Source organism: Pseudomonas sp. W5-36 (genome assembly GCF_046540455.1).
In the GTDB taxonomy this organism is placed as follows: Bacteria; Pseudomonadota; Gammaproteobacteria; order Pseudomonadales; family Pseudomonadaceae; genus Aquipseudomonas; species Aquipseudomonas graminis_B.
The window spans coordinates 124,461-150,797 of the sequence record NZ_JAXCIQ010000001.1; the positions used below are offsets into that span (position 1 = coordinate 124,461).

At 59.9% G+C, this 26,337-nt stretch carries 25 protein-coding genes and 1 pseudogene; 14 read left to right on the forward strand and 12 right to left on the reverse strand.

The annotated features are described in order from the left end of the window. Positions 1 to 33 precede the first annotated feature (33 nt). Together SLW74_RS00505 and SLW74_RS00510 are read right to left on the reverse strand one after the other, a co-directional pair. Positions 34 to 3,177: a multidrug efflux RND transporter permease subunit gene (locus SLW74_RS00505; RefSeq protein WP_410927836.1), complete on the reverse strand. Its 3,144-nt coding sequence runs from the start codon at positions 3,175 to 3,177 to the stop codon at positions 34 to 36. Further along, positions 3,174 to 4,334, reverse strand: coding sequence for an efflux RND transporter periplasmic adaptor subunit (locus SLW74_RS00510; protein WP_296306268.1), 1,161 nt, complete (start codon positions 4,332 to 4,334; stop codon positions 3,174 to 3,176). The genes SLW74_RS00505 and SLW74_RS00510 overlap by 4 nt, the downstream gene beginning before the upstream one ends. A gap of 301 nt (positions 4,335 to 4,635) precedes the next feature. On the opposite strand from SLW74_RS00510, the gene SLW74_RS00515 reads away from it, so the two are divergent. The 3 genes from SLW74_RS00515 (at position 4,636) to SLW74_RS00525 (ending at position 6,704) form a co-directional block, all read left to right on the forward strand. Continuing rightward, entirely contained in the window at positions 4,636 to 4,965 is a 330-nt protein-coding gene (locus SLW74_RS00515; RefSeq protein WP_410927837.1) for a hypothetical protein, read from the forward strand. 338 nt (positions 4,966 to 5,303) lie between these two features. Next, positions 5,304 to 5,888, forward strand: a complete 585-nt coding sequence (locus tag SLW74_RS00520) for a fimbrial protein (protein ID WP_065990085.1) — start codon at positions 5,304 to 5,306, stop codon at positions 5,886 to 5,888. A 72-nt stretch (positions 5,889 to 5,960) separates the two neighbouring features. Beyond that, positions 5,961 to 6,704: a molecular chaperone gene (locus SLW74_RS00525; protein ID WP_410927838.1), complete on the forward strand. Its 744-nt coding sequence runs from the start codon at positions 5,961 to 5,963 to the stop codon at positions 6,702 to 6,704. 48 nt (positions 6,705 to 6,752) lie between these two features. On the opposite strand, the gene SLW74_RS00530 is transcribed toward SLW74_RS00525, so the two are convergent. Next, positions 6,753 to 6,935, reverse strand: coding sequence for a hypothetical protein (locus tag SLW74_RS00530; RefSeq protein ID WP_410927839.1), 183 nt, complete (start codon positions 6,933 to 6,935; stop codon positions 6,753 to 6,755). A 60-nt stretch (positions 6,936 to 6,995) separates the two neighbouring features. Here SLW74_RS00530 and SLW74_RS00535 point away from each other — a divergent pair, with 60 nt between their 5' ends. The 4 genes from SLW74_RS00535 (at position 6,996) to SLW74_RS00550 (ending at position 11,533) form a co-directional block, all read left to right on the forward strand. Beyond that, complete coding sequence (locus tag SLW74_RS00535; protein ID WP_410928092.1) at positions 6,996 to 9,449, forward strand: fimbria/pilus outer membrane usher protein; 2,454 nt, start codon at positions 6,996 to 6,998, stop codon at positions 9,447 to 9,449. After that, on the forward strand, positions 9,440 to 10,192 hold the full coding sequence (locus tag SLW74_RS00540; protein ID WP_410927840.1) for a molecular chaperone: 753 nt from the start codon (positions 9,440 to 9,442) through the stop codon (positions 10,190 to 10,192). The genes SLW74_RS00535 and SLW74_RS00540 overlap by 10 nt, the downstream gene beginning before the upstream one ends. Further along, a complete protein-coding gene (locus SLW74_RS00545; RefSeq protein ID WP_296306279.1) occupies positions 10,189 to 11,181 on the forward strand; it encodes a fimbrial protein in 993 nt (330 codons plus the stop codon). The genes SLW74_RS00540 and SLW74_RS00545 overlap by 4 nt, the downstream gene beginning before the upstream one ends. 109 nt (positions 11,182 to 11,290) lie before the next feature. Next, positions 11,291 to 11,533: a hypothetical protein gene (locus SLW74_RS00550; protein WP_065990075.1), complete on the forward strand. Its 243-nt coding sequence runs from the start codon at positions 11,291 to 11,293 to the stop codon at positions 11,531 to 11,533. A gap of 86 nt (positions 11,534 to 11,619) precedes the next feature. Here SLW74_RS00550 and SLW74_RS00555 read toward each other — a convergent pair whose 3' ends face one another. Genes SLW74_RS00555 through SLW74_RS00565 form a run of 3 tightly spaced genes read right to left on the reverse strand, consistent with a single transcriptional unit; the run spans position 11,620 to position 13,394 of the window. Beyond that, entirely contained in the window at positions 11,620 to 11,946 is a 327-nt protein-coding gene (locus tag SLW74_RS00555) for a hypothetical protein (RefSeq protein WP_296306282.1), read from the reverse strand. Between the two features lie 48 nt (positions 11,947 to 11,994). Further along, positions 11,995 to 12,456 (reverse strand): GNAT family N-acetyltransferase, encoded by a 462-nt coding sequence (locus SLW74_RS00560; protein ID WP_410927841.1) that lies wholly within the window; start codon positions 12,454 to 12,456, stop codon positions 11,995 to 11,997. 41 nt (positions 12,457 to 12,497) lie between these two features. Next, positions 12,498 to 13,394, reverse strand: a complete 897-nt coding sequence (locus SLW74_RS00565) for a chemotaxis protein (RefSeq protein ID WP_065990071.1) — start codon at positions 13,392 to 13,394, stop codon at positions 12,498 to 12,500. Between the two features lie 287 nt (positions 13,395 to 13,681). Between SLW74_RS00565 and hmpA the strand changes: the two genes are divergently transcribed. The 7 genes from hmpA (at position 13,682) to cyoE (ending at position 21,019) form a co-directional block, all read left to right on the forward strand. Continuing rightward, positions 13,682 to 14,863 carry an NO-inducible flavohemoprotein gene (hmpA, locus tag SLW74_RS00570; RefSeq protein WP_065990068.1) on the forward strand — a complete coding sequence of 394 codons (1,182 nt, stop codon included), beginning with the start codon at positions 13,682 to 13,684 and terminating at the stop codon, positions 14,861 to 14,863. A 333-nt stretch (positions 14,864 to 15,196) separates the two neighbouring features. Continuing rightward, the gene (locus tag SLW74_RS00575; RefSeq protein WP_065990066.1) at positions 15,197 to 15,706 is read left to right on the forward strand and encodes a disulfide bond formation protein B; all 510 of its coding nucleotides are present in this window, start codon (positions 15,197 to 15,199) and stop codon (positions 15,704 to 15,706) included. Positions 15,707 to 16,176: 470 nt separating this feature from the next. Then, entirely contained in the window at positions 16,177 to 17,112 is a 936-nt protein-coding gene (cyoA, locus tag SLW74_RS00580; RefSeq protein WP_074886395.1) for a ubiquinol oxidase subunit II, read from the forward strand. 3 nt (positions 17,113 to 17,115) lie between these two features. Beyond that, positions 17,116 to 19,134, forward strand: a complete 2,019-nt coding sequence (cyoB, locus tag SLW74_RS00585; RefSeq protein ID WP_065990059.1) for a cytochrome o ubiquinol oxidase subunit I — start codon at positions 17,116 to 17,118, stop codon at positions 19,132 to 19,134. A gap of 3 nt (positions 19,135 to 19,137) precedes the next feature. Next, positions 19,138 to 19,770, forward strand: coding sequence for a cytochrome o ubiquinol oxidase subunit III (locus SLW74_RS00590; protein WP_192132347.1), 633 nt, complete (start codon positions 19,138 to 19,140; stop codon positions 19,768 to 19,770). Further along, positions 19,771 to 20,118, forward strand: coding sequence for a cytochrome o ubiquinol oxidase subunit IV (gene cyoD / locus SLW74_RS00595; protein WP_065990055.1), 348 nt, complete (start codon positions 19,771 to 19,773; stop codon positions 20,116 to 20,118). A 10-nt stretch (positions 20,119 to 20,128) separates the two neighbouring features. Next, a complete protein-coding gene (gene cyoE / locus SLW74_RS00600) occupies positions 20,129 to 21,019 on the forward strand; it encodes a heme o synthase (protein WP_192132344.1) in 891 nt (296 codons plus the stop codon). 80 nt (positions 21,020 to 21,099) lie between these two features. On the opposite strand, the gene SLW74_RS00605 is transcribed toward cyoE, so the two are convergent. The 6 genes and pseudogenes from SLW74_RS00605 to SLW74_RS00630 form a co-directional block, all read right to left on the reverse strand. Further along, on the reverse strand, positions 21,100 to 22,086 hold the full coding sequence (locus tag SLW74_RS00605; protein ID WP_192132342.1) for an ATPase: 987 nt from the start codon (positions 22,084 to 22,086) through the stop codon (positions 21,100 to 21,102). Between the two features lie 46 nt (positions 22,087 to 22,132). Next, positions 22,133 to 22,918 (reverse strand): transporter substrate-binding domain-containing protein, encoded by a 786-nt coding sequence (locus tag SLW74_RS00610; RefSeq protein WP_369318857.1) that lies wholly within the window; start codon positions 22,916 to 22,918, stop codon positions 22,133 to 22,135. Positions 22,919 to 22,985: 67 nt separating this feature from the next. Beyond that, on the reverse strand, positions 22,986 to 23,609 hold the full coding sequence (locus SLW74_RS00615) for a DedA family protein (RefSeq protein ID WP_065990051.1): 624 nt from the start codon (positions 23,607 to 23,609) through the stop codon (positions 22,986 to 22,988). A gap of 397 nt (positions 23,610 to 24,006) precedes the next feature. Further along, a pseudogene (locus tag SLW74_RS00620) lies at positions 24,007 to 24,288 on the reverse strand (chorismate mutase); the annotation flags it as partial. Between the two features lie 2 nt (positions 24,289 to 24,290). Continuing rightward, a complete protein-coding gene (locus tag SLW74_RS00625) occupies positions 24,291 to 25,094 on the reverse strand; it encodes a hypothetical protein (protein WP_410927842.1) in 804 nt (267 codons plus the stop codon). A 406-nt stretch (positions 25,095 to 25,500) separates the two neighbouring features. Beyond that, on the reverse strand, positions 25,501 to 26,337 hold the full coding sequence (locus tag SLW74_RS00630; RefSeq protein WP_410927843.1) for a hypothetical protein: 837 nt from the start codon (positions 26,335 to 26,337) through the stop codon (positions 25,501 to 25,503).

Genomic DNA, 26,337 nt, shown 5'->3' on the forward strand with positions numbered 1-26,337 from the left:
CTGCTTGCTTATTAGGTACTTGGTTTCAACGGCTTACTTTTCAGTGGCCAGTTCCGCAACCGCCGGCTTACCGGATGCTGTCGCGCCCGGCGCTGTCGAAGCAGGCGTCTGACGCGGGCGGTGGAACAGTCGCTCCAGTTGCAGGTAGATCACGGGCGTGGTGAACAGCGTCAGCGCCTGGCTCACCAGCAACCCTCCGACAACGGCAATGCCCAAGGGCTGACGCAGCTCCGCACCGACACCATAACCGAGCATCAACGGCAGCGCGCCGAGCAATGCCGCCAGCGTGGTCATGATGATGGGCCGAAAGCGCGTCAGACACGCTTCATAAATGGCGTCACGCGGAGACATGCCGCGATTGCGCTGGGCGTCCAGCGCGAAGTCCACCAGCAGGATGCCGTTCTTCTTGACGATGCCGATCAGCAGCACGATCCCGATCAGGCCCATGATCGAAAAGTCCTGACCCATCAGCCACAGCAGCAACAGCGCACCGATACCGGCGGAGGGCAGGGTGGAAATGATCGTCAGCGGATGGACGAAGCTTTCATACAGCACGCCCAGAATGATGTACACCGCCACCAGCGCCGCGAGAATCAGCCACGGCTGGTTGGCCAGCGAACTCTGGAACGCCTGGGCCGCGCCCTGGAAGTTGCCGATGATCGAGGCGGGCATGCCGATCTCGTTCTTCGCCTGATCGAGCAGCACCACCGCATCACCCAAGGCAACGCCCGCCGACAGGTTGAACGACAGGTTCGCGGCCGGGAACATGCCGTCATGGCTGATCGACAACGGTCCCATCTTCGGCGCGCCGACCTTGGCAAGCGCCGACAGCGGCACCATTTCATTGGTCAGCGGCGAGCGCAGGTAGAAGTAATTGAGGCTTTCGGCCTTGCCGCGCTGCTGCGGCTCCAGCTCCAGGATGACTTTGTACTGGTTGATGTCGGTCTGGTATTCGTTGATCTGGCGCTGACCAAAGGCGTCGTACAGCGCCTGATCGACGTCCGCCGTGGTGAGGCCGAAACGCGCGGCGGCGCTGCGGTCGATGTCGAGGTGCGTGACGCTGCCGCCCAGTTGCAGGTCGTTGGAGAGGTCGCGGAAGGCCGGCAGGGTCTTCAGTTTATCGGTCAGCTTTTGCGTCCAGACATTCAGCAGCGCGCCGTCGTTGCTCTTGAGCACGTATTGGTACTGCGCGCGGCTCGGCCCGGAACTCAGGTTGATGTCCTGCCCCGCGCGCAGGTACAGGACGATGCCGGGGATCTGCGCCAGTTTCGGCCGGATCCGGTCGATGAACTGGCTGGCGGAAACGTCACGGTCTGCACGGTCCTTGAGGGCGATCCACACCCGGCCGTTGGCGATCGTCTGGTTACTGCCGCTGACACCGACCGAATGGGAAAACGCCTTGACCGCCGGATCCGCGGCGATGATTTTCGCCAGCTGTTTGTGTTTCTCGATCATGTCCGGGAAGGAAATATCCGCCGCCGCTTCACTGGTGCCCAGCACCATACCGGTGTCCTGAACCGGGAAAAATCCCTTGGGGATCAGCACATAGCCGACCACCGCAAGCGCCAACGTCAGGCCGAAAATACCCAGCATCAATCGCTGGTGCGCAAGGGCAAAGCGCACGCCGCGGGCATACCGCGCGAGCAGTCGCTCGCCGAAGCCGGGCTTGGCGTGGGGATCGTGTTTCGGTGCGCGCATGAACAGTGCCGCGAGGGTAGGCGCCAGGGTCAGCGAGACCACCACCGAAATCAGAATGGTCGATGTCGCGGTCAGCGCGAACTCCTTGAACAGCCTGCCGACCACGCCGCCCATGAACAGCAGCGGAATGAATGCCGCGACCAGCGAAAAGCTGATCGACACCACGGTGAAGCCGATTTCGCTGGACCCTTTGATCGCCGCGTCGCGCTTGCTTTCGCCGGCTTCCAGGTGTCGGTGGATGTTCTCCACCACGACAATCGCATCGTCGACGACAAACCCCACCGCCACCACGATGGCCACCAGCGTCAGGTTGTTCAGGCTGAAGCCGAGCACGTACATCAGCGCGAAACTGGCAACGAGGGACACGCCCAGCACGGCGGTCACGATCAGCGTCGCAGAGAGCTGGCGCAGGAACAGCGCCATGACCGCGATCACCAGCGCGATGGCAATCAGCAGCGTCATCTCCACTTCATGCAACGATGCACGAATGGTTTTGGTGCGGTCGCTGAGCACCGAGACGTCCACCGACGCCGGGAGCATTTCCTGCAATTTGGGCAACTGGCCGAGCACCCGGTCGACCGTCTCGACGATGTTCGCGCCGGGCTGGCGGAACACCACGATGTTCACGCCCTGCTGATCCCCGGACCAGGCCCGCACGTAGGCGTTTTCCGAACCGTTGATGACCCGCGCCACGTCACGTAAATGAACCGGTGCGCCATCTTTGTAGGAAACGATCAGTTGTTCGTAGTCCTTCGCCTGAAACAGTTGGTCGTTGGAGGCGAGGGTGGAAATGCTGTCTTTGCCGTACAGCGCGCCCTTGGCCAGGTTCAGGCTGGTCTGCTGCAGGGATTCCCGCAGATCGGCGAGGGTCAGCCCGATGGATGCAAGTTTTTCAGGCGCCGCCTGCACGCGAATTGCCGGACGTTGCTGACCGGTGATGTTGACCTGTCCGACGCCATCGATCTGACTCAACTGGCGCGCCAGCAGGGATTCGGTGACGTCGCTGAGTTCGGTGGCGGGCATCAGGTTCGAGCTGACGCTGAGGATCAGCACCGGGCTGTCCGCCGGGTTGACCTTGCGCCAGGTCGGCAGGGTCGGCAGGTCTGCGGGCAAACGGCCGGCCGCGGTGTTGATGGCCGCCTGCACTTCCTGCGCGGCGGTGTCGATGCTTTTGTTGAGGGTGAACTGCAGCGTCAGGTTGGTGGAGCCCAGCGCGCTGCTCGACGTCATCTGGGTCATGCCGGGGATGGCGCTGAACTGCACTTCGAGCGGCGTCGCCACCGACGATGCCATGGTTTCCGGGCTGGCGCCGGGCAACTGCGCAGCCACTTGAATCGTCGGAAACTCGGCCTCCGGCAGCGGCGCCACCGGCAGGCGAGGGAAGGCGATGCAGCCCAGCAGCACCAGCGCGAAGGTCAGCAGAACCGTGGCGATCGGGTGGTTGACGCACCACGCGGAGATGGACCCGCGGCTGTTCATTTCGCCGCCCCGGTGGAGTCGGCCAGGGTGTCCACAGGATCACCCTTGACCACCTCGATGTGCGAACCGTTTTTCAGACGCGACTGACCGTCGCTGACCAGCACGTCATTGGCCTCCACCCCGCTGATCAGCATCAGGTCGCTGTCCTGATACAGCACCTTGACCGGCACCACCTCGGCCGTGTCGCCCTTGACCCGATACACGTAATGCTGGTCGATGCCGCGCTGCACCACCTGTGGCGGAACCTTCAAGGCATTGCGATCGATGGCGGTCTGAATGCGCACGGTCACCAGCTGCCCTGGCCACAGCTTCTCGTCCGCATTGTCGAATATCGCCTTGGCGCGGATGGTGCCCGTGCTGGCCGCCACCTGATTGTCGATCAACAGCAACTTCCCCTGACCCAGCAGCGTGCCAGTCGCGCCTTCGCCGAGATAGGCATTGACCGGTGCGGGCGTGTTGGAGGCAATCAGATCGTGCAGCGTGGGCAGCATCTGCTGCGGCAGGGAAAACTCCACCGACACCGGGTCGATCTGCGTCACCGAGAAGAGCCCGGTCGCATCGCTGACGCGCAGGAAGTTGCCTTCATCGACGTTGCGGATGCCGACCCGACCTGTCACCGGCGAGCGTATTTGCGTGTAGGACAGCTGCACTTGCGAGGCATTGATCGACGCCTGATTGCCCAGCGCCGTGGCCTTAAGTTGGTCGACCAGCGCTTGCTGCTGATCGTACTGCTGTTTCGAGATGCTGTTGTCGACGGTCAGCAGCTTGTAGCGCTTGAGGTCGACATTGGCCACGTTCAGCTGCGCCTGGCTCTGGGTCAACAGCGCTTTTGCCTGATCGAGTGCGGCGCGGATCGAGCGATCATCGATGGTCGCCAGCAGATCACCCGCCTTGACCTGCTGCCCTTCCTTCACCAGCACCCTGGTCAAAATCCCGTCCACCTGAGGACGAATCACCACGCTTTGCAGCGACAGCACCGAGCCGATGCCGGTGACGTAACGCGGCACGTCTTCCTGCATGACGTTGATCACGCGCACCGGCACGGCAACCGGGGTGCTGACCTTCTTTGCCGCGGGACGTGTCACTGCCCAGACGCCTATCACCACGAGCACGACCAACAGGGTCGCGAGCATCACAACGTTGTTCTTCTTCTGCATACAGGGACAGGGCCAACCAGTGAATGAGGGGCGGGTAACCGAGAGCGTTCTTTATAACCCTTTGACCCGGTCAGCAAAATGACTGCTGCCTGTCAATATTGTCAGGTGAATAAGGGCAGACGATGAACGTGGGTAAAGAAACAACGCCGCAGGGCGATACCCAGATAGAAGCCACGAGTTTCGATGAACGAGTTCTACTGTGACGGGGAAAATTCCTACATAAACTTCGTGAGTTCTGAATGCTGGTTCACCAGGGGCTGGACTGATTTCGCTCAGCAGGTCCCTACTCCGGAGTAGTGCGATGAAAAGCCAAAAGGCTGTTTCGCTGTTTTTCTCGATCGCGGTCATCGGTGCGTGTGACATGACGGCGCCTGCCGCCTGGGCTGCCCAAGGCGCGCTAATGTTTCACGGTAGCGTGGTCAATGCGACGTGCGACGCGCAGGTTTATAGCGCTCCGTCTTCAACCGGCTCCTTTAATACCGTGCCAGCCGACACTCATCTCACCTTGAGCGCAAGCCGTGGTGATGACGCGTGCGCTCAGCGAGTCGGGCCCGTACAGGTGACCTACAACGCGCTGTCCGCAGCCGGGTCTGAGGCTCACGCGGGCATCGTCACGCTGACTTATCCATAAGCGCTTTCGCGCTCACCCGAAGCTATCTGCTGACGAACCCGGCTCAATCGAGCCGGGTTTTTTGTGGGTGAACGCTTTAAAGGGGCTCGTCTGCGGCCAGGCCTTTCGGGGCACCGTGCAAACGTTCGCCTCAGGTTTTCTGAGGACGTAATGCCGCAAGCCGCGGCCTGCCTGGGGTCTGACACAGAAGCGTCACCTCCTACTGAAAGGTCCCACACGCGCAACTGTATTTTCAATCCAAAAGAGGTAGATCGCCTGACAGCCGACCTTGAAGACGCTGCTTATAGTTCGTGTCGTCCTTTTGGGCACACACGAATCGACACAAGGAACGTCGTTATATGAAAAAGCTTTCTCTTACCCTGGCTATCGTGGCCGCAATGGGGCTTGGCATTTCCGGGACCGCGAATGCTGCGAACAACGGCAAACTTGTTTTCACCGGTACCCTGACCAATATCACGTGTGACATCGGCGCCGGAACGGGCGCCACCCCTGGCAACAACCCCGGCGAGATCAACGTAGACCTGGGCAACGTCTCGTTTTCCGACATCGGTCTCTTCGCCGACAACAAACTTGAAACCGCATCGCCCATCCAGCTGTTGGTCAATTGCACCGGCGGCGCCTCTCAATACAACACTGTGAACATGCGCTTCGTTGCTCGCCAGGGCAGCGGTCTGGATAACCTCGATCAGAAACTGCTGCGGGCCACCGGCGCGGCGGACGGTGTGGGCATCGGTCTGCTCAATGCATCCAATCAGTTGATGGACCTGAGCGGCAACGAAACCATCGACACGCCGCTGGTCAAGGACGGTGCCGATGGCGCGACCGCCGAGATCAACTTCGGCGCGGTGTACGTCCTCAACGGCGCGGCCACCAACCCGGGTAATGCCGACGGCTTCCTGCCGTTCGTGATGGATTACCAGTGATGTAGCGGGCGAGCGGGCGTTGCTCGCTCGCCTTCCTGGCGTGTCCACCCCACAGCCCAAGACGGTCTCACCATGTTTCCTGATTTCATTCGCGGCTCGGCCCTATGGCTGGGCCTGCTCCTGGCTGCCCCGGCGCAGGCGGGTATCGTGCTCAACACCACGCGTGTCATCTACCAGGCTACGGACAAGGAAGTCAGTTTCGTTGTGAACAACAGCGGGACGGCTGACATCCTCGCCCAGTCATGGCTCGAAGCGCAGAACGACACCGAGAATCTGCCTTTTGTCGTCACTCCGCCGCTGGCGCGAATGGCGGGCAGTGCCCGGCAAATGATTCGGGTGATCTACGCCGGCGAAGGTTTGCCTCAGGATCGCGAGTCGGTGTTCTGGCTCAACGTCCAGGAGATCCCGCAATCGGCGAAGGATAATCAGCTGCAGATCGCGATTCGTCAGCGCATCAAACTCTTCTACCGGCCCGCCGGTTTGAGTGACGATCCGCTCGACGCTGCCAAAAACCTCAAATGGCGCATGCATGACGGCCAGCTGGAAGTCAGCAATCCGACGTCGTATCACGTTTCAATGATTCAGATCGACGCCCGCCAGCAGGGCAAGACGCTGTTCAAGGCGGACAGCAGGATGCTGGCGCCAAAGCAGACCGTTCAATTGCCGCTCACTCATTCGGCCAGTGGTCACGCGGTGGACCTGCGGTTCATCAGCATCAACGATTTCGGCGCGCAGGAGCCGTACACCGCAAAGGTGTCCGGTGGCCAGACGACTCAAGCCATCAAGGCCGCCAACGTCATCACCCGGGCCGAGTAGCCACTCAGTCGCGGGCCGGATTTTACCCAGGTCTTTCTTCGGTCGCAGTCATGCGGCTCCAGCGCCTTGCGCCTGCCAAACATGATTTGCCAGCGCCTTGCGCCTGCCAAACATGATTTGCCAGCGCGTCGGAATCGAGAACACGAGTGAAACCAGCCAATGGAACCCCGAGATCACACCCAGGGAGATGCACGGATCGCAGCATGCTCGTCCCGCATCGACCGCAGACATTTGGCACACCTGCCTGTCCGGATCAGCCCCCTGGCGAGGATTATTCTTGCCTCGGCAGGCATGGCACTGGCCTCATCCGCGACTGCAATGACTGACCAAAGCAGCGCCGCGACCGATGTGAAATTCAACACCTCGTTCATCCAGGGCACCGATCAGCCTGCTGATCTCGCGACCTTTTTGCACGGTAACAGCGTGGTCCCCGGGACCTATCGGGTGGATGTATACGTCAATCGTGTGCTGAGCGGGCGGCGTGACATCAGCTTCATCGCCAACCCTGCAAAAGGCACCGTCGAGGCCTGCCTCACCCTGGACATGCTCCGCCAGTTCGGCATGAACCCGGAGGCTGTGGAAGCCGGCGATGCCTCGTCGACGGAATGTTTCGATCTCCCGGCGCGGGTCGAATTCGCCCGCGTCGACTACCAGCCGGCGAGCCTGCGCCTGAACATCAGCATTCCCCAGGCCATGATGTTGCGCAGCGCTCGCGGCTACGTGCCGCCGGAGTTATGGGACGAGGGCGAGACGGTCGGTTTCGTCAATTACAACTTCAGCGGCGCGCGCCGTACCCGCAGTGGCCAGGGTCGCTCTCACGCCCAGGATCAGTATTACCTGAGCCTGCGCAACGGCGTGAACCTCGGTGCCTGGCGACTGCGCAACGAGTCCTCGCTGACCTATGGCAATGATCAGCCGTACCGCTTTCGCAGCAACCGGACATTCGTGCAGCGCGACCTCACGGCAATGAAAGGCCAGCTGACCCTGGGCGAAACCTTTACCGATTCGCAAGTCTTCGACAGCGTTCGATTCCTCGGCGCCATGGTGATGTCCGACGAGGGCATGCTGCCCGACAGCGAGCGGATTTTCGCGCCGGTCATTCGTGGCATCGCCGACACCAACGCGTTGGTGGAAGTGCGTCAGAACGGTTTCATGCTGTACAGCGGCAACGTCTCGCCGGGCCCGTTTGAAATCACCGACATCTATCCCAGCGGGTCGAACGGCGATCTGGAAGTGACGGTGGTCGAAGCCGACGGCAGCAAGCGCGTGTTCGTCCAGGCCTACGCATCGCTGCCCATCATGGTGCCCAAAGGCGCGTTGCGTTACAGCCTCGCCGCCGGCCAATACGACAGCAACACCGAGGACGGTCTCTCTCCCGGCTTCACCTCCGGCACCGTGGTATACGGCCTGACCGAGCGGGTAACGGCAGCGGGCGGCGTGCAAATCGCCGAGGATTACCAGGCCGGCAACATCGGGGCGGGTGTTAACACCGGGCTCGGCGCGGTGTCGCTGGACGTGACCCAGTCCCTCAGCCGCCAGCGTGAGCAACGCTACAGCGGGCAGAGCCTGCGGGTGCGCTACGCCAACACGCTGGACCTGACCCAAACCACCCTCGCCGTGGCCGGCTATCGCTATTCAACGAATCAATACCTGACGTTCGACGACCATGTGGATGCGTTGCAGGCGCGTGACGGATCCGCCAGCGCGCGGGCCAAGGATCGCCTCGAAATCAGCCTGACCCAATCGCTGCCGGCGCAGGGCGCGTCGCTAAGCTTTACCGGATCCGAACAACGTTACTGGGACCGGGGCAGCAAGACGCGCCAGTTTTTTCTGTCGTGGAACTCGGCGTGGCGCAGCCTCAGTTACAGCCTGTCGGTCGAGCGTAACCAGACCTTCGAGCGCAGCGGAGACAATCGATCGGACAACCGTGTCGCGCTGACATTGAGCCTGCCGCTGGGGAGCGAATCCGGTTCGTCGCGGGTGTTCGGGAATGCCGTTCGCGACAGCTCTGGCGCGTCCAGCGTGCAGTCGGGCCTCAACGGGCAACTCTTCGACGACCGCAACAGCTTCTACTCGGTACAGGCGGGTCACGACAGTGAGTCGGGGTCGTCAGGGTTCGGCAAGCTCAGCACCACCACGGCCTACGGGCGTTTTGATGCGGGCTACGGACAGGGCAGGGATTATCAGGCGTTGAGCCTGGGCGCTTCGGGTTCGGTGGTTGCTCACGGCGGCGGGGTGAATTTGGGCCAGCCCCTGGGCGAGACCTTCGCGCTGGTGCAGGTAAAAGACGTCAGCGGTGCGCGGCTGAGCAATTTCAGCAACGTCGAAACCGCCGATAACGGCTATGCCATCCTGCCTTACGCCCAGCCCTATCGAACCAATTGGGTCAACCTCGATACTCGCCAGTTGGGCGCCGATGTTGAGCTGGAAAATGCCGTGGACCAAGTCGTGCCCCGGCGCGGCGCGGCACCCCTGATCAGCTTTCGCACGGCAATCGGCCGGCGTGTGCAATTCGAACTGGTGCGGGCCGATGGCAGCCGCTTGCCCATGGGCGCAGCGGTTGAAGACGAGCAGGGCAAGCCGCTGGCAACCGTCGACCCCAGCGGGCGTGCGCTGGTGCTGAGCGAGCGGGACAGCGGCGAACTCATTGTCAAATGGACCGATCAGCAGTGCCGTGCATCGTTCGTGCTGCCGCCCAAGGAAGCCCATCGCAGCTACGATCGCCTGAAGGTGCAATGCCTATGAAACGCGCCTGTCTGTCAGGGTTATTTCTGGCCGTGATCAGCGGCATGGCCCAAGGCGCGGTCTCGCTGTCAGGTACCCGGTTGATCTTCGACGGTCGCGATAACGAGGCGACGATCGAGGTCAGCAATCGCAGTGATGCCGAGGCCTTGATTCAGGCCTGGCTCGATGCGCCCCGCGGCGACGATCAGCCAGGCGATGGGAGTGCGGCCGACCTGCCGTTCGCGTTGACCCCGCATCTGGTGCGCCTGCCAGCCAAGGGCAAGCAGACCCTGCGCCTGCTGTATGAAGGCATCGGCATGCCCCAGGACCGGGAATCGATGCTGCACCTGTTCGTGCTGGAAATCCCTCGGCGCAGCCCGGCGGTTCAGCAGTTGAGCATTGCCATCCGCCAGCGCATCAACGTGTTCTATCGGCCAGCGGGGCTGACCGGCGACCCGGCGGATGCGGCACAAACGCTCCTCTGGCAACGCGCGCCATCGGTGAGCGACAGGCTTTCGGTGCGCAACCCGACGCCGTATCACGTTTCGCTGCTGGACCTGCGCCTCAATGGAATCGAGGTCGCAGACCACCGGTTGCTGGCGCCTTTTTCGGACGCATCGCTGCCCCTCCCTGTCCTCGGCACAAAAGTCCCGGTGCCCTTCATCCTGAGTTTCAAGGCCATGACTGATTACGGCGGACAGCGCGATTACTGTGCCGCTGCGCACGCCGGATTCACACTCACCCATAGGGAAATGCTGACATGAAAAGAACCATCATCCGAGGGTGGTTGACGTTGCTGACGACGCCGCTGCTGATGCTGTTGATGCCCGGCTGCGCACTGGCGCTGACCTGCAAGACCCAGGGCGCCGGCGAGACGGTGGTGCGCGCGGACCTCGGCAGCACCGTCGCCATCCCGGCGAATCTGCCCGATGGCAGCGCGGTCTGGCGTTCGGAGCGACTGAACCTTGCCGTCGAATGTGCGAGGGACGAACCGGGTGGTCCCGAGGATGTGTTGATTTATCTGAACCCTGACAACCTGCAGATCGGACAAGGCATTCGCGCCGGACTCACATTGAGCGGCGTCGACTTCGTGCAAACCAGCGGGCGTATTCCCACGCGTCAGCAAGCCCCGGCCTGCACGGAGGCACGCTCGGCCTGCCCGAGCGTCGCGTTCAACCTGGCGTTTTCGGTGTTCATCCAGAAGTACGGTCCGACCCCGCCCTCCGGCGTCGCCAGTGATCTGCACGACTATCGATTGTTCCAGCTCGACGCTGGCAGCGGGCAGAGTCCGGGGGGAGACCGCACGCTCAGCTACGTCATCAACAACCTTGAAGGGCTGCGCTTCGTCGCCTGCGATGCTGAGTTGCGGGTCATGCCCGAGACCGTGGATTTCGGCGACGTGGCCATCCGCAACGTGCGGGTGGGAGAAGTCGCCACCTTTCAGCGCTTCGCCCTGGCGACCAGCCGCACCTGCGAATCGCCGTTCAGCCTCAATGCGCGCATCACGCCGGTGTCTGGAACACTCAAGGGCGACGTGCTGGTGCCCATCAACAACGACAGCATCGGCGTTCGCATCACCCATGCCCGGGACAGCTCGCCCGTGCCGTTCCTCGAACCCTTCCACCTGACCGATCTGCTGGAGGGCAATTACTCGGAGACCGCTGACTTCAACGCCGAGCTGCTCTGGCAAACCAGTAAGCCGACCGCAGGCCCGTTTTCGGCGGAAGTGATGGTGGATCTGTTCTACAAATAGGCGCGCGCAGCCGGTCTGTTGGCAGAAGCGATCCGCTGGCGATTCAGGTATGCTGCGCGGCCCTCGGGCGCCGCCCGTATTCTCGAACGTCTGCCATTCCGGAGCTTTCATGACCACCCCCGAACACACGCCCGCTCCTGATGCTCGTGATTCGCACGCTTCGGTCGACGCCAACGCTGCGGCGGCGGACACAAAACCTGCGATCCCGGCCTTCAGCTTCCCGTTCAAACCGGGCGAGCTGTTGCAGGCCAAGAAGGACCAGCAGCACTACAAAGGCTCGGGCAAATCGAACCACGACAAGCGTCCGGGCGTCGCGCCATCAGGCACCCGTCGGTCGATGGGCAAGCGCTGATCACACCTTCGCTGGCGCGCACGGCAGGGTCATCCGACCCCCGCCGTGGTCATGCTTCGTTACGAAAACTGTCCTGATACTGAGCCTTACTTCTCCGGCAACGTTGTGACGTTATCCCATTCGGTGATCACCGCTTTCTTGTTCTTGCGGTCGTAGAGGCACAGCTCGGTGCCCGTCTTGTTCTTCATGAACGCCTGTTTGTACTGGCCTTTGATCAACAGCGCGTTGAAGCCGACGCTGTCATCGAAGGCCGCATCGGCGCCGGCAGGTTTGGCATTCTTCAGGGAGCTGGCGCTGACACAACTGTCGACCAGGGTTTTGTTGAAGCCGGCCCAGGCGTCCGGGCTGGAGGCATTGGCCTGGCCGGCGGCGCAGGCGGTGAGAACGAGTAACAGCGCGGCGTGCATCTTCATGGGTAGGGCTCTCCATGGCATGAGGGGGGAACGCGTCTCGGCGCAGATTCAGCGCGGTTCGAGTTCGTGGCGCTGAATATATTGCATACCGGCGCGCTCATACAGTCGGCGTGCGCCCAGGTTGCTTTCCATCACCTTGAGATCGACGTGGCCTTCGCCCCGCTGGCGGAAGGCCGAGAACGCCTGATTCAGCAACGCCAGACCCAGGCCTTGACGGTGCGCGCGCGGGTGAACCACCAGATTGCGGATGAACGCGCTGGTCCAGCATTGCGCCACGGCCACCACGCCTTGAGCATCCTCCACAACGAAACACAGCGCCTGGTCAAACTCGGGATCAGTCTCGAAGGCGTCCAGCCAGGTGGCATAGTCGGGCACCCGGCCGCCGCCGTATTCGCGTCCCAGCATCAGCAATTGATGAACCGCCGGGGCGTTGTGCGCACTGAGCTCAACGGGGCGCACACCAGCGGGCCAGACCGCATCATCAGGGGCCGGGGCAAGGTGGCGGCGCATCAGCCAGTAGTGCGCGGTGGAGGCATCGCCTGCGGCCGGACTCAGATTCCCTGAGCTTCGACCGTGCGGGCGGCTTCGATCAAGCATCGTGTCAGCTCGGGCGAGGAGAACTTGGTCAGAACAGCGTTGGCGCCGGCAGCATTGGCCTTCTCGGCGTTCATCGCGCTGTCCAGTGAAGTGTGCAGCAGGACGTACAGCTCCTGGAAGTCCGGGGTCTCCCGAAGCGTGCGGGTGAGCGCGTAGCCGTCCATCTCCGACATCTCGATGTCGGACACCAGGACGTTGATCTGCTTCGCCGTGCCTTGCAGTTCAAGTAACTGATCAATGGCTTCCCGCGCGCTGCGGGCGGTGTGGCATTCGATGCCCAGGTTGCGCAGGGTGATCACCGATTGTTGCAGCGCCACCTGACTGTCATCGACCACCAGAATGCGCGCCTTGGCTAGCACGGCAGCGTCTTCGGTACTCAGCTCGGCACGTTCGGCGACGATCCGCGCCGGCGCGATGCCGTGAATGACCTTCTCGATGTCCAGCACCTGAACCAGCGTCCCGTCCACCTGCGTCACGCCGGTGATGAACGACTTGTTGCCGGAGCCGAAGGGTGGGGGGCGAATGTCAGTGGTCAGGCAGTGAACGATCTTGCTGACGGCCTGTACATGCAACCCCTGCTTGGAGCGGCTGACATCGGTGACGATCAGGCAGCCGCCATCCGGGTCCACCAACGGACGCTCGCCAATCGCGCGACTCAGGTCAATCACCGACAGCGGGTTGCCGCGCAGGGTCGCGACGCCTTTGACGTGCGGGTGGGATTCGGGCAAGCGCGTGAGGGGAGGGCAGGGGATGATTTCACTGACCTTGAGCAGGTTGATCGCCATCAGCTTTCCGCTGCGTAACGTGAACAGCAGAAGCGAGAGTGAATCTGCGCGGACGTTCTTGGACATATAAACCTTCTGTGATGCGTTGCCTGGCCGCGTGGAATCGGCCAAAAGCTTTCGATGACGGTTTATCGACCTGCGCAAGTCAGGCTTTAACCCTTTCGACCTGAAGGCTCATTTCGGTGCACATCCTGCACAGTCAAATTGACCCCGGCAGGGTCATTTTGACACGCAATGCGAGGAGTCAAATTGACTCACCCTCATCGCGGAGGCCGGTTTCAGGGGGGCGCGCAGCTGGCACGGTTCATGAACTGCTGAGGTATTGCCAGCTCATTCTATCTCAGGAGTTTTCTATGTTGTCTGCATCGGATCGTGCCATCGTCAAGTCGACAGTGCCACTGCTGGAAAGCGGAGGCGAAGCGCTGATCACCCATTTCTACAAAATGCTGCTCGATCGATACCCGCAGGTGCGTCCTCTGTTCAATCAGGCCCACCAAGTGAGCGGCGATCAGCCACGCGCGCTGGCGAACGGCGTATTGATGTATGCGCGGCACATCGATCAGCTTGATCAGCTGGGCGATCTGGTCGCCAAGATCATCAACAAGCACGTGGCACTGCAGATCCTTCCCGAGCACTACCCTCTCGTCGGGGAATGCCTGCTTGAGTCCATTCGCGAAGTGTTGGGTGCCGAGATCGCCACTGACGAGGTGATTACCGCGTGGGGCAACGCCTACGGCCAGCTCGCCGACATTTTGATCGGTGCAGAAAAAGCCATCTACGACGAGAAGGCCCAGGCAGTGGGCGGCTGGCGCGGCGCACGGGAATTCAAGGTCGTCGCCAAGACACCGGAGAGCGCAGAAATCACCTCGTTCTACTTCGCCCCCGCAGACGGCCACCCGATTCTGCAATTCACTGCCGGCCAGTACATCGGCCTGCAACTGCAGGTGGGGGGCGAAGAAATCCGCCGGAACTACTCGCTGTCAGCGCTTGCGGGGAACAATCAGTACCGCATCAGCGTCAAGCGCGAGCCTGGCGGCGTTGCCTCCAATTACCTTCACGATCACCTGCAGCTGGGGGACAGCATCAATCTGTTTCCGCCGTCAGGGGAATTCATCCTGACCCACAGCGACAAACCGCTGGTGTTGATCAGCGGCGGCGTCGGCATCACGCCGACCCTGGCGATGCTGGAAGCCGCGCTGCATACCCAGCGTCCGATCTACTTCATCCACTGCGCTCGCAATGGTTCGGTGCACGCGTTTCGCGACTGGATAGAAAACCTCGCCACCCGGCATCCCCAACTCAAGCGTTTCTACTGCTACGCGCAAGATGATGGCGTAAGCCCCGCACCCCATGGGACAGGGCTTCTCGATCAGACGCGGCTGGAACAGTGGCTTCCGGAGAACCGGGATGTTGACGCCTACTTTCTGGGGCCCAAAGGCTTCATGTCTGCGATCAAGCGTGAATTGAAAACGGCGGGCGTACCCGATGCGCAGACGCGTTACGAATTCTTCGGGCCTGCATCGGCGCTGGAATGATCGCTGCGACAATTAGACGCATCCTACATATATATAGAAGGAGTTCGCGCGGCGATGCGCGTCTGCGACAAAAAGCCGCACTCTTCTATATATAAGCAAGGTGTCAGGCCGGGTGGGGGCTGTGTATGGGGATGTTAACGCTCAGGTAATGCGCAAGTGTCCACCATTGCGCCGGTTGCGGTGCCGGGCGTTGGCCTGCTGCTGTTGTGCTACGGCGGGCGTTCTGTGAACGGACGGGCACGACGGTGGTAGAATCGCCGGCTTTCCGGGGCGTCCGGGCCGCAACACAACGCATCCGTCGATCCGGATGACTCCAATTCAAAGGATATGTGAATGACTGACGAGATGGTGTACCTGCGGCGTGAAAAGCAGCTTCTGGTGGTGCTCGGGATCATCTGCCTGGCCCTGATCGGCGGCGCCCTGTACATGCAGGTGGTGCTGGGCGAAGCGCCTTGCCCGCTGTGCATTCTGCAACGGTATGCGCTGTTGTTCATCGCGGTGTTTGCGTTCATCGGCGCAGCGATGCCCGGGCGTCTGAGCCTGACGATCTGTGAAGCGCTGGTCACCTTGAGCGCAGTAGGCGGCCTCGTTGCAGCGGGGCGTCATGTGTATATCCAGACCCATCCGACAGAGAGCTGCGGCATCGACGTGCTTCAGCCGATCGTCGACGGTCTGCCTCTGGCGTCGCTATTTCCGCTAGGCTTTCAGGTAGGTGGTTTCTGCGAGACGCCATATCCGCCAGTTCTCGGTTTGTCTCTGGCGCAGTGGGCATTGGTAGCGTTTGTTCTGACTGTCGTGCTGGTTCCGGCAGGAATCATTCGTAACAGGATGAAAGCACGCTGATTACAAAGTGTTGCGTAACAAAGCCCCTGTGCTCCTCCACGGGAACCGGGGCTTTCCGCCTTTTCAGGGTGCGACATAACACCGCATTTTTACCGATTCCGAAATTAACTGTTGCGCAGAAACTTATAGTCAATAAAACTTTACGTATCTACAATCGCCCCCAATTCACGCCCCCCCTCATTTGCGGGACGGTGTAAATCGAGGTTATTGAGCGTCTTTTCGCTCTAGTAGACGCGGTTCGAATGGCCTCCTGAGTCACGTTCTGAATGTCTGCGCCAAAGGATCTGGTCCGCATTAGCGGGTGCCACCATTCGAATAAGAAACCAAAGCTCAACCCGGATTTGTTGTGAGGCCCACATGCTTCCTGACAGGCCCCTTTTCAATCCAAGCATTTGCCAGCACCTGGCAGGGTGAAGTGTTGGCGGTCGAAACCCAACTGCGATGCGAAAGCTGCTTTTAGAGGTCGTGAGATGAGTAAAAAAAGGTACCCCAGGTTTTTTGGCTTCTTGGCCCTTTTCAGCATGCTCCTGCTCAGCGGGTGCGATTACACCCTGCTGGATCCCAAAGGGCATGTCGGCGTTCAAGAGCGTGACCTGATCATCACTGCTACCTTGCTGATGCTTTTGGTAGTGGTGCCGGTCATTTTCATGACCATCATCTTCGCCTGGAAGTATCGCGCTACGAACAAGAGCGCGACGTACACGCCTGACTGGGCGCATTCGACCCGCATTGAACTGGTGGTCTGGCTGGTTCCATTGGCCATCATCATCGTGCTCGGCTACGTGACCTACAAGTCGACCCACGCGCTGGATCCTTACCGCCCGCTCGAGTCGGACGTCAAGCCGCTGACCATTGAAGTGGTCGCGCTGGACTGGAAGTGGCTGTTCATCTATCCGGAACAGGGCATCGCCACCGTCAACAAGATCGTGTTCCCGGCCAACACGCCGATCAATTTCCGCATCACGTCCGATTCGGTCATGAACTCGTTCTTCATCCCTGCACTGGGCGGCCAGATCTACGCGATGGCCGGCATGCAGACCAAGCTGCACTTGATCGCCAATGAAAACGGCGAGTTCGATGGCATCTCCGCCAACTACAGTGGCGCAGGTTTCACCGGCATGAAGTTCAAGGCGACTGCCACCTCACAGGCTGATTTCGACACCTGGGTTGCCGACGTCAAGAATTCACCTAAAACACTGGCAACGGCCGAATACGCCGCGCTGGCCAAGCCTAGCGAACGTAACCCCGTTGAACTCTACTCCTCGGTCACTCCGAACCTGTTCCAGATCATCATCGACAAGTATGAAGGTATGAAGCCGGGCAAGATTGTCCATGAGAAGAAAGAAGTAGCAGGTACGGAAGGGATGGACATGGGTAAGCAGTCAGCTGCGCAGGCAGAGGAGTAAGCAATGTTTGGTAAATTAAGTCTGGACGCGATTCCGTTCCACGAGCCGATAGTCATGATCACGGTCGCCATGATCGCGATCGGTGGCGCGGCGTTGTTGGGCCTGATCACGTACTTCAAGAAATGGACTTACCTCTACACCGAGTGGCTGACGTCCGTCGACCACAAGAAAATCGGTGTCATGTACATCATCATTGCAATGGTCATGCTGCTGCGCGGCTTTGCCGACGCCGTACTGATGCGTTCGCAATTGGCCATGGCCACTGAAGGCTCGCCCGGCTACCTGCCGCCTGAGCACTATGACCAGATCTTCACCGCTCACGGTGTGATCATGATCATCTTCATGGCGATGCCTTTCTTCACCGGCCTGATGAACATCGTGGTGCCTCTGCAGATCGGCGCTCGCGACGTTGCCTTCCCGTTCCTGAACTCGTTGAGCCTCTATCTGCTGATCTCCGGCGTGATTCTGGTGAACGTGTCTCTGGGCGTCGGCGAGTTCGCACGCACTGGCTGGGTTGCCTATCCACCGCTTTCCGAACTCGGCTATAGCCCGGGCGTGGGTGTGGATTACTACATCTGGGCACTGCAGCTCTCAGGACTGGGGACGACGTTAACCGGGGTTAACTTCCTGGTCACCGTTCTGAAGATGCGCACCCCTGGCATGAAACTGATGGACATGCCGATCTTCACCTGGACCTGCACCTGGGCCAACGTCCTGATCGTGGCTTCGTTCCCGATCCTGACCGGCACCCTGGCGTTCCTGACCCTCGACCGTTACCTGGACTTCCACATCTTCACGAACGAGTTGGGTGGTAACCCGATGATGTACGTGAACCTGTTCTGGGCGTGGGGTCACCCTGAGGTCTACATCCTGATTCTGCCGGCGTTCGGGGTCTTCTCCGAAGTCATCTCGACCTTCACCGGCAAGCGTCTGTTCGGCCACCACTCGATGATCTACGCCTCCGGTGCGATCTCGATTCTGGGCTTCATGGTCTGGCTGCACCACTTCTTCACCATGGGTTCGGGTGCAAGCGTCAACGCCTTCTTCGGTCTGGCGACGATGCTGATTTCCATCCCGACGGGTGTGAAGCTGTTCAACTGGCTGTTTACGATTTACCAGGGCCGTCTGCGCTTCACCGCGCCAGTCATGTGGACCCTGGGCTTCATGGTGACCTTCTCCATCGGTGGTATGACCGGCGTACTGCTGGCTATCCCGGGTGCCGACTTCGTTCTGCACAACAGCCTGTTCGTGATCGCGCACTTCCATAACGTGATCATCGGTGGTGCTGTGTTCGGTTACATCGCCGGCTTCGCGTTCTGGTTCCCTAAAGCGTTCGGCTTCAAGCTGAACGAGAAGTGGGGCAAGGCAGCGTTCTGGTTCTGGATCTCTGGTTTCTACGTCGCCTTCATGCCGCTGTACGCACTGGGCTTCATGGGCATGACCCGTCGTCTGAACACCACTGACAACCCGGACTGGACGCCGTACCTGCACGTCGCGTTCGTGGGCGCTGCACTGATTGCCGTCGGTATCGCCTGCCAGCTGATCCAGATCTATGTGTCTATCCGTGATCGCGAGCAGAACCGCGACCTGACCGGTGACCCATGGAATGGCCACACCCTGGAATGGTCCACTTCGTCGCCACCGCCTTTCTACAACTTTGCAGAAATGCCGAAAGCCAACGAGATCGATCCGTTCTACGCCGCCAAGCGTGATGGCGAGGCGTACAAGGTTCCGGCCAAGTACTCCGACATCCACATGCCGAACAACACGGCGACGGGCATGGTGATGGGCCTCCTGCTGACCGTCTTCGGTTTCGCGATGATCTGGCACATCTTCTGGCTGGCTGCCGTCAGCTTGATCGGTACCATCGTGTACTTCGTGATTCACGCTGCACGTGACGATCAGGGCTACATGGTTCCTGCATCCGAAGTGGCACGCATCGAAGGCGAACAGCATGCGATCCTGGCTCGGGTCCGCAACGGTCAGACAAACACTCCTGTCAACAAGCTGGAGCAGGCATAAACAATGTCGAACTTAGTATTAGATGGTGCGAAGGGGCACGACCACGGTCATGACCACGAGCACGACCATGGTCACCATGACGCCGGCGAGATGAAGATCTACGGTTTCTGGATCTACCTGATGACCGACTGCATTCTGTTTGCGTCGATCTTCGCCATTTACGCGGTACTGGTTAACAACGTAGCGGGTGGCCCTGCGGGCCACGATATCTTCGAGCTGCCATACGTGCTTGGCGAAACCGCCTGCCTGTTGCTCAGCTCGATCACCTACGGCTTCGCCATGCTGGCGATGCACAAGGGCAACAAGTCGGGCGTTCTGGGCTGGTTATTCGTGACCTTCCTGTTCGGCCTGGGCTTCATCGGCATGGAGATCAACGAGTTCCACCTGCTGATCTCCGAAGGCTACGGCCCTAACCGCAGCGGTTTCCTGTCGGCGTTCTTCACGCTGGTCGGCACCCACGGTCTGCACGTGACCAGCGGCCTGATCTGGATGGCGATCATGATGTATCAGGTCTCCAAGCACGGTCTGACCGGGACCAACCAGACTCGCCTGAGCATGCTCAGCCTGTTCTGGCACTTCCTGGACGTTGTCTGGATCTGCGTGTTCACCGTTGTCTATCTGATGGGGACCATTTAAATGGCGAATTCACATCACTCAAATGACGCTGCCAGCCATGAACCTGCCGCCCACGGCAGCTTCAAGTCGTACATGGTCGGTTTCGTACTGTCGATCATCCTGACCGCGATTCCTTTCGGTCTGGTGATGTTCCCGACGATTTCGAAAGTGGCCACGCTGTGGGTCGTTCTGATCTTCGCAGTCGTGCAGGTTATCGTTCACCTGGTGTACTTCCTGCACCTTGACCGCTCCGCAGCACAGCGCAACAACGTCATCGCGTTTGCCTTCGCTGGGCTGGTGATCGTGCTGCTCGTTGGCTTGAGCACCTGGATCATGTTCAGCATTCACACCGCCATGATGGCGAAGTGAGGAAAACCTGATGTCACTGAAGCACTTTATCCAAATCACCAAACCGGGGATCATTTTCGGTAACGTGCTTTCGGTGGCAGGTGGCTTTTTTCTGGCGTCCAAGGGACATGTCGACATCGGCCTGTTCCTGGCAGCGGTGATCGGGACTTCACTGGTGGTGGCTTCTGGCTGCGTGTTCAACAACTGCATCGATCGCGATATCGATGTGAAGATGGAGCGCACCAAGAATCGGGTGCTGGTGCAAGGGTTGGTGTCAGTGCAACTGGCACTGATCTATGCCACCGTACTCGGCGTCGTCGGCGTCGGCCTGCTGTACACCAAGGCCAACGCACTGGCGGCGCTGTTTGCCGTGATCGGCTTCGTGATCTACGTCGGCTTCTACAGCCTGTACCTGAAGCGCAGGTCGGTTCATGGCACGTTGGTAGGTAGCCTGTCGGGTGCGATGCCGCCGGTGATCGGTTACGTCGCGGTCAGCAACACCTTCGACCTCGCGGCGTTGACCTTGCTGGTGATGTTCAGCTTGTGGCAGATGCCTCACTCGTACGCCATCGCGATTTTCCGCTTCAATGACTATCGGGCTGCCTCGATTCCGGTCTTGCCGGTCAAGCGTGGTATCCGGGTCGCCAAGCGGCACATCCTGATCTACATCCTGGCTTTCCTGCTGGCGACCTTGATGCTGACCTTCGGCGGTTACGCCGGGCTCAATTATCTGGCCGTTGCAGCGGCGATGGGCATGTACTGGTTGTACATGGCCTGGACCGGCTACAAAGCCAAAGACGACACGGTTTGGGCACGTAAGCTGTTCGTGTTCTCCATCTTCACGATCACTGCCTTGAGCGTGGCCATGTCGCTGGATTTTCAGGTAACTAAGGAACTGTTGGTGACATACGCAGCGCCTTAGTCTCTTGAATGAAACGTAAAAAAACCCGGTCGCTCGCGAGAGAAACCGGGTTTTTTTTCGAGCCGAATAAGGTCTCTGGTTTAGCTGGTTGGCCCTTTCGCAGAGGCCTCCTCGGCGTCCTTGGCCGGCCCAAGCACGATGGCCAGATGGCGCAAGTCTTCGATCTCCACACTGACGCTTTTCCCGGAAGGGCTGGCGACCAGTGTGCCCAAGGCAAAGACCGTGAAGAAGCGCACCTCATCGGCGTGGCTCAGCAGCTCGCTGAGGTAGCGGCTTGAGCGGTAGGCCTGCATCTGCGCGGGTGACACGTACAAGGTCACCAACTTGCCTTGCAGGCGATCGAAGAACTTGAATTTGAAGCCTGTCCCGTAGCGCTCGACCAGCCCGCCGCCATACAGCACCCGGCGCTCGTCATTGAGCTGAGCGAATTTGATATGGCGAAAATAGGCGCGCAACGACACTTCACCCTGACCCGGAATGCGCAGGGTCAGCAGTGCAAGCTCTTCCTTGGTCAACGAGGCTTGGGCCTGACGAAAGCTGTCGACCAAACGCTCCAGATTGCTGGTGCGGTTCTGCTTGTCCTGTCTGGCCTTGAGCGCGTCGGCGGGAGGCGTGGCGTCTTCGGGCCTCTCGAGCGGATCGGCGTCAGGCTTATCTGTCGGCGGTGTGGGTTTTGCGCGTTCCTTCGGGGTCGGATCGAAGACATCTATGTAGTCATCCAGCTTGCGCTTGACCTTGCGCAGCTCGCTTTCGGCCTCAGTTTCGGCTTCCTGCACAACCGGCGTTTCGACGGCTTCATCCACCCATTCGCAATCGGCATGATGTTCGTAGTTCGGGTTGGCCCGGTAGTGCGCGGCGACGAAGGTCGGGTGCTCCTGGGGCTTCACGTCATAGCGAACCCCGGTGATTTTGACACCCAGGGCACGGCACGGCTCGGACGAGCACAAAAAGCTGAAGCGCGCCCGAGGCGGCTCTTGAGAAAAGTACTCACGTCGCGCCGCTACGATGGAAAGCTCTTGCTGCAGCTCGACGCAAAACGCGCGAGTAATGGTTCTGTTGGTTTTCATGGATACGGCGGGGTCCTGTGCCGAAGTCTTGCGGGCATGCGCATGGTCACTCGTTGGGCATCGCCAGCCATTCGCCGACCACTTTCTTGTAAGCGCCGGTGGCTTTTGAAAGATGCAGCCATTGATCGACATAGGCCTTCCAGGCCACATCATCCCGGGGCAGCAGGTAGGCCTTTTCGCCGTATTGCATGTAGTGCGACGGATTGACCGTGCACAAGCCGGGCATGCGTTTCTGTTGGTACAGCGCTTCGGACGCGTCGGTGATCATCACGTCGGCCTGCTTGTCGAGCAACTTCTGGAAAATGGTTTTGTTGTCGTGGAAGGCCAGGCTGGCCTTGGGTAAATAAGCGTGGGCGAAGGCTTCGTTGGTGCCACCCTGAGGTTCGATCAAGCGAACGCCGGGCTGATTGATCTGCTCGAGGGTCTGGTACTTGGACTCGTCTTCGCAGCGCACCAGCGGGACCTTGCCGTCGATGTCCAGCGTGCTGCTGAACGCCGCCTTTTTCTGTCGCTCCAGGGTGACCGAGATGCCACCGATGGCGATGTCGCATTTGCCGGCCGTGAAGTCGGGCATCAGGGTTTTCCAAGTGGTCGGGACCCACTCGATCTTCACGCCCAGGCTCTGCGCCAGCGACTGAGCCAGCTCGATGTCGATGCCTTCGTACTGGCCGTCAGGCTTGAGAAAGGTGTACGGCTTGTAATCCCCAGTCGTGCAAACGGCCAGTTGACCCTTCTGCATGACGGTGTCCAGGCGCGACGGCGTCTCAGCGGCCTGAGCCTGTGCGATGCTGACCATGCTCAACAGCAAACCGGCGGTGATGCGTGTGTTCATCGAGTCGATCCCTCTGCGTCTAATGCCTGTCTGCCGTTATAGAGGCGGTCGCCGCAGATGGGAAGCGTTATCCAGCGGAGGAGGGCGGGACGTCTTTCGCCTGCTTGGCTGCTTGGCGTGCAGGCCGGGTTTTCGCGCGACGATGGCGATACAGCGCTACGGCCGCGCCCACCACGACCACGCCCAGGAAGATCGGCATTTTATAAGGTTTCAGGTTGCCGAGCATGTTCTCCAGGAAGCCGCCCGCCCAGTAACCCGCAGCCAGGAACAGACTCGCCCAGACCGCCGCGCCGATCAGGTTGATGATCGCGAAGCGGATGGGCGACAAGCGACTCGCGCCGATCACCAGAGGCCCGATCAGGCGCATGCCGTAGAGAAAACGGACCGAGAAAATGGACGCCGTGGGGTAGCGCTTGATCAGGTCCGACACGCGATCGATGGTCGCCTGCTGACGGTGCAAGCGAGGCAGCAGGCGTGGCCCGAAGTAGCGCCCGGTCCAGAACAGTATCTGATCGCCGAGCATCCCGCCCAATGTGGCGTAGATGAGCACTTGCTGCCATTGCAGGACATGCTGGTGTGCCGCCAGCCCGCCGAGGATCAGGATGGTTTCCCCCTCCAGCAGGCAGCCGATGAACACGGCCCAGTACCCGTAGTTTGAAAGCAGATAGTTGAAGTCGATGTGTTCGAACATGGAAGGCCGGTGGTTTTCGGTGAATGAGTGCCTGCTAAAACGTCCAGCAGCGTGCACGCCTCGGGGGGTATTGCACGGCGTTCGACCGAAGCGGGTCGTCATCGGTTCGGTCGTTGTAAGTCGAATCCTCCGTCGCCGCGCCGTCAGGGGAAGGTCTGCGGGTCCCCCAGACACTGGATCAGATGATCGTAGACAATTCTCACCCTGCTCGGCACCGGTCCTGACTGCGTTCGGTACACGGAAAGGCCCATGGGCGGCGGCGCGGAATGCGGCACCTAACGCGATCGAACAGGCGGGGGATGTGGACAGCAACGAGGTCGTGCTGGGCTGACTTCGCACGACTTTTAATGGGGGCAGGGATTGCGGCTGGGGTGGTTAGATCGCAATACCGCATTTTCAATGCAGCATGAGCCGACAACTCTTCTTCGATGAACGCTGCAATCATCGCTCGGTTTACCTTCTCCACCACCTCTGCTGAGGCTCCGCACTCCTCAGCGACCGCGCGCACTTTCGCAATTACGTCCTCAACCCGCGAGGGCGCGTTGACCTCTGCAGTCGTCTTTTTAAACGCTGCGGCTTGGTTAACCAGATTCCCACGACGGGCGAGCAATGACACAAGGTCGCGGTCAATGTGGTCGATGTGCCGCCGGACTTCTTCAAGCGGTGTGCAGGTCACCACAGTCAATTCTCGTCTTTGATCCGGTATTTTACGAAGGCGATATATTTGGCGAAGCCGAAGTTCAGGATTTTCTTTTTAGGAGATCCCGACAGGTGGCCCACCATGATGAATCGTGCACCTGCGAGATCGTTAAGGCCACTGAGCTTAAATGCCGAAAGCATCTCATCTTCCAGATCCTTATCTCGAATCAGGATACTTGGCTCACTGAGATAGTCGCCGCAGTTGAGCCAGGCTGAACCCTCCTTTCTGTTGACGTTGTTGATCTGTCCCCAGAACAGCCGCACCGAGCCCAGCTCAATATCTGAAAGTTGATATTGGGAGAACAGCAAGCGGCGAATGCTTCCTTCAAGGACTACCCGCCCATTGTCGGCGGTTATCCTGATGTTGGTTTCATCTTCGGGATAGTCAGGATTACGCATCAGCTTCGACAGGATTTGTCTCAGCGACTTATTGACTGGATAGTCGGCCGCGTTTGCGTATTGCTTTTGGATGCTGCCCCAAGGTGATCCCACGGGGGGTGTCGCGGGTGGGGCCGGTGTCAGAATGGTTTGGGGTTTTCGCTTGTCGAGATCCACAACGATGTGCGCAGTGTCTTCACCATCGACAATGCCTGGCTCTTCGCCATCGACGACGAGCACCACCGTTTTGATTTGGCAGCCTTCTTTGTGATGCGCTGCGAAACATGCAGCTCTCTCGCGCAGCCCACCAGTGATCCGCTGACAAACCAAGCGCCTGCCTCGCACTCGACACATCTGATATTGCCCGCGTATTTTTCTACATCCTGCTGGAACTCGGCCAGCGAGCATGGGCTCAGGTCCACGCGGTAAATGACTGATTGCATCTCTTATCCTTAAGCGCAGCCGAGGGTTGAAAACTGGCTCAGTGCCGTCCTTGTTCGATCATACTCACTATGCGGGGTGATGCTAGTAGAGAGGGTTCTGAGTCGTTTGTCGGATGTTGCCTACAGAGAAAACGGCTAAGTGCGGAAGCGGTTACGGGTAGCACTGAAAAGAGGTGGTATGAACTCCACCAGATATGCGGCATGGCACATGGCGCCTTCCCGGCTAAAGCCAGTCCTACGAAGGCGCGCGTTGTGTCAGTGGGACCGGCTTCAGTCGGGAAGCGACCGGTGTTGACGCCGCCAGATTTGCGGCGTCGTATCTGGCGGTTTTCCGGCCAAATCCCGTCTTGGTAGACGCGAAAGTCTGCGCCCTACTGCAAATCAACTGTCAGCGACGGCGCCCCAAAGCTCACCAGTCGAGCATTGGACTGGCTCAAATATCCGCTCCAGAAGGTCTCCAGCTTCTGCACCGTATTGCCCGACCGATAGCCATTCTTGGCGGTCCCAGGTACCAGACCTGCGCCCAGTACATAGACTTTGGCGCCGCCCAGGTCTGCAAACAGTTTCTTCTGCTCGACTTTTTTCAACTCTGCAGCCGGGTCAATGGCGCGGATTTGGTTGCTGGCGTAAAAGCTGCCGAAGTCGCTGTTTTCCAGCATGTCGGAGACCAGCAACACCACCTTCTCCTGTGCAGGCCGCGGTGCGATGTCTTCGCCTATCTGCTTGAGGCTAAAAAAGATCTCGCTCTTTGCGATGTCCTCGCCCGGCTTCGCGAAACTTTCTACCAGTTTTTGGCCCAATGTTTTGCGAAAGAAATCGACCTGTTTGGCCAGGCAGTTGTCCAGCTGACGCAGGCTGTTCATGCCGATGTCGTCGCGTTTCTTATCATCCAGCTTGTCTTCAAGTTGCCCGGTATACATAAGCTTCATGTAATTACCCGGCAAGTAAGCGGAAAACTGGTACAGCCGGACGCTGTCGCCCGGTTTGACGTACCGCAGCGCGTGACTGTAAGTCGACTCCTTCAGGTCCTTCGGCAACTGAACCGTCTGGTCGACGATGATAATCAGCTCGCGCCCGGAGGAGGCAGGTCGGTATTCGGACAGCTTTGCGAAGTCATAGCAACTGGGCAGGTCATTACGCTCAGCCGCTTGCAGTGACGGCGTGCCCAGTAACAGGAGAGTGCTTGCCAGCAAGGCGCGCCGTTTCAT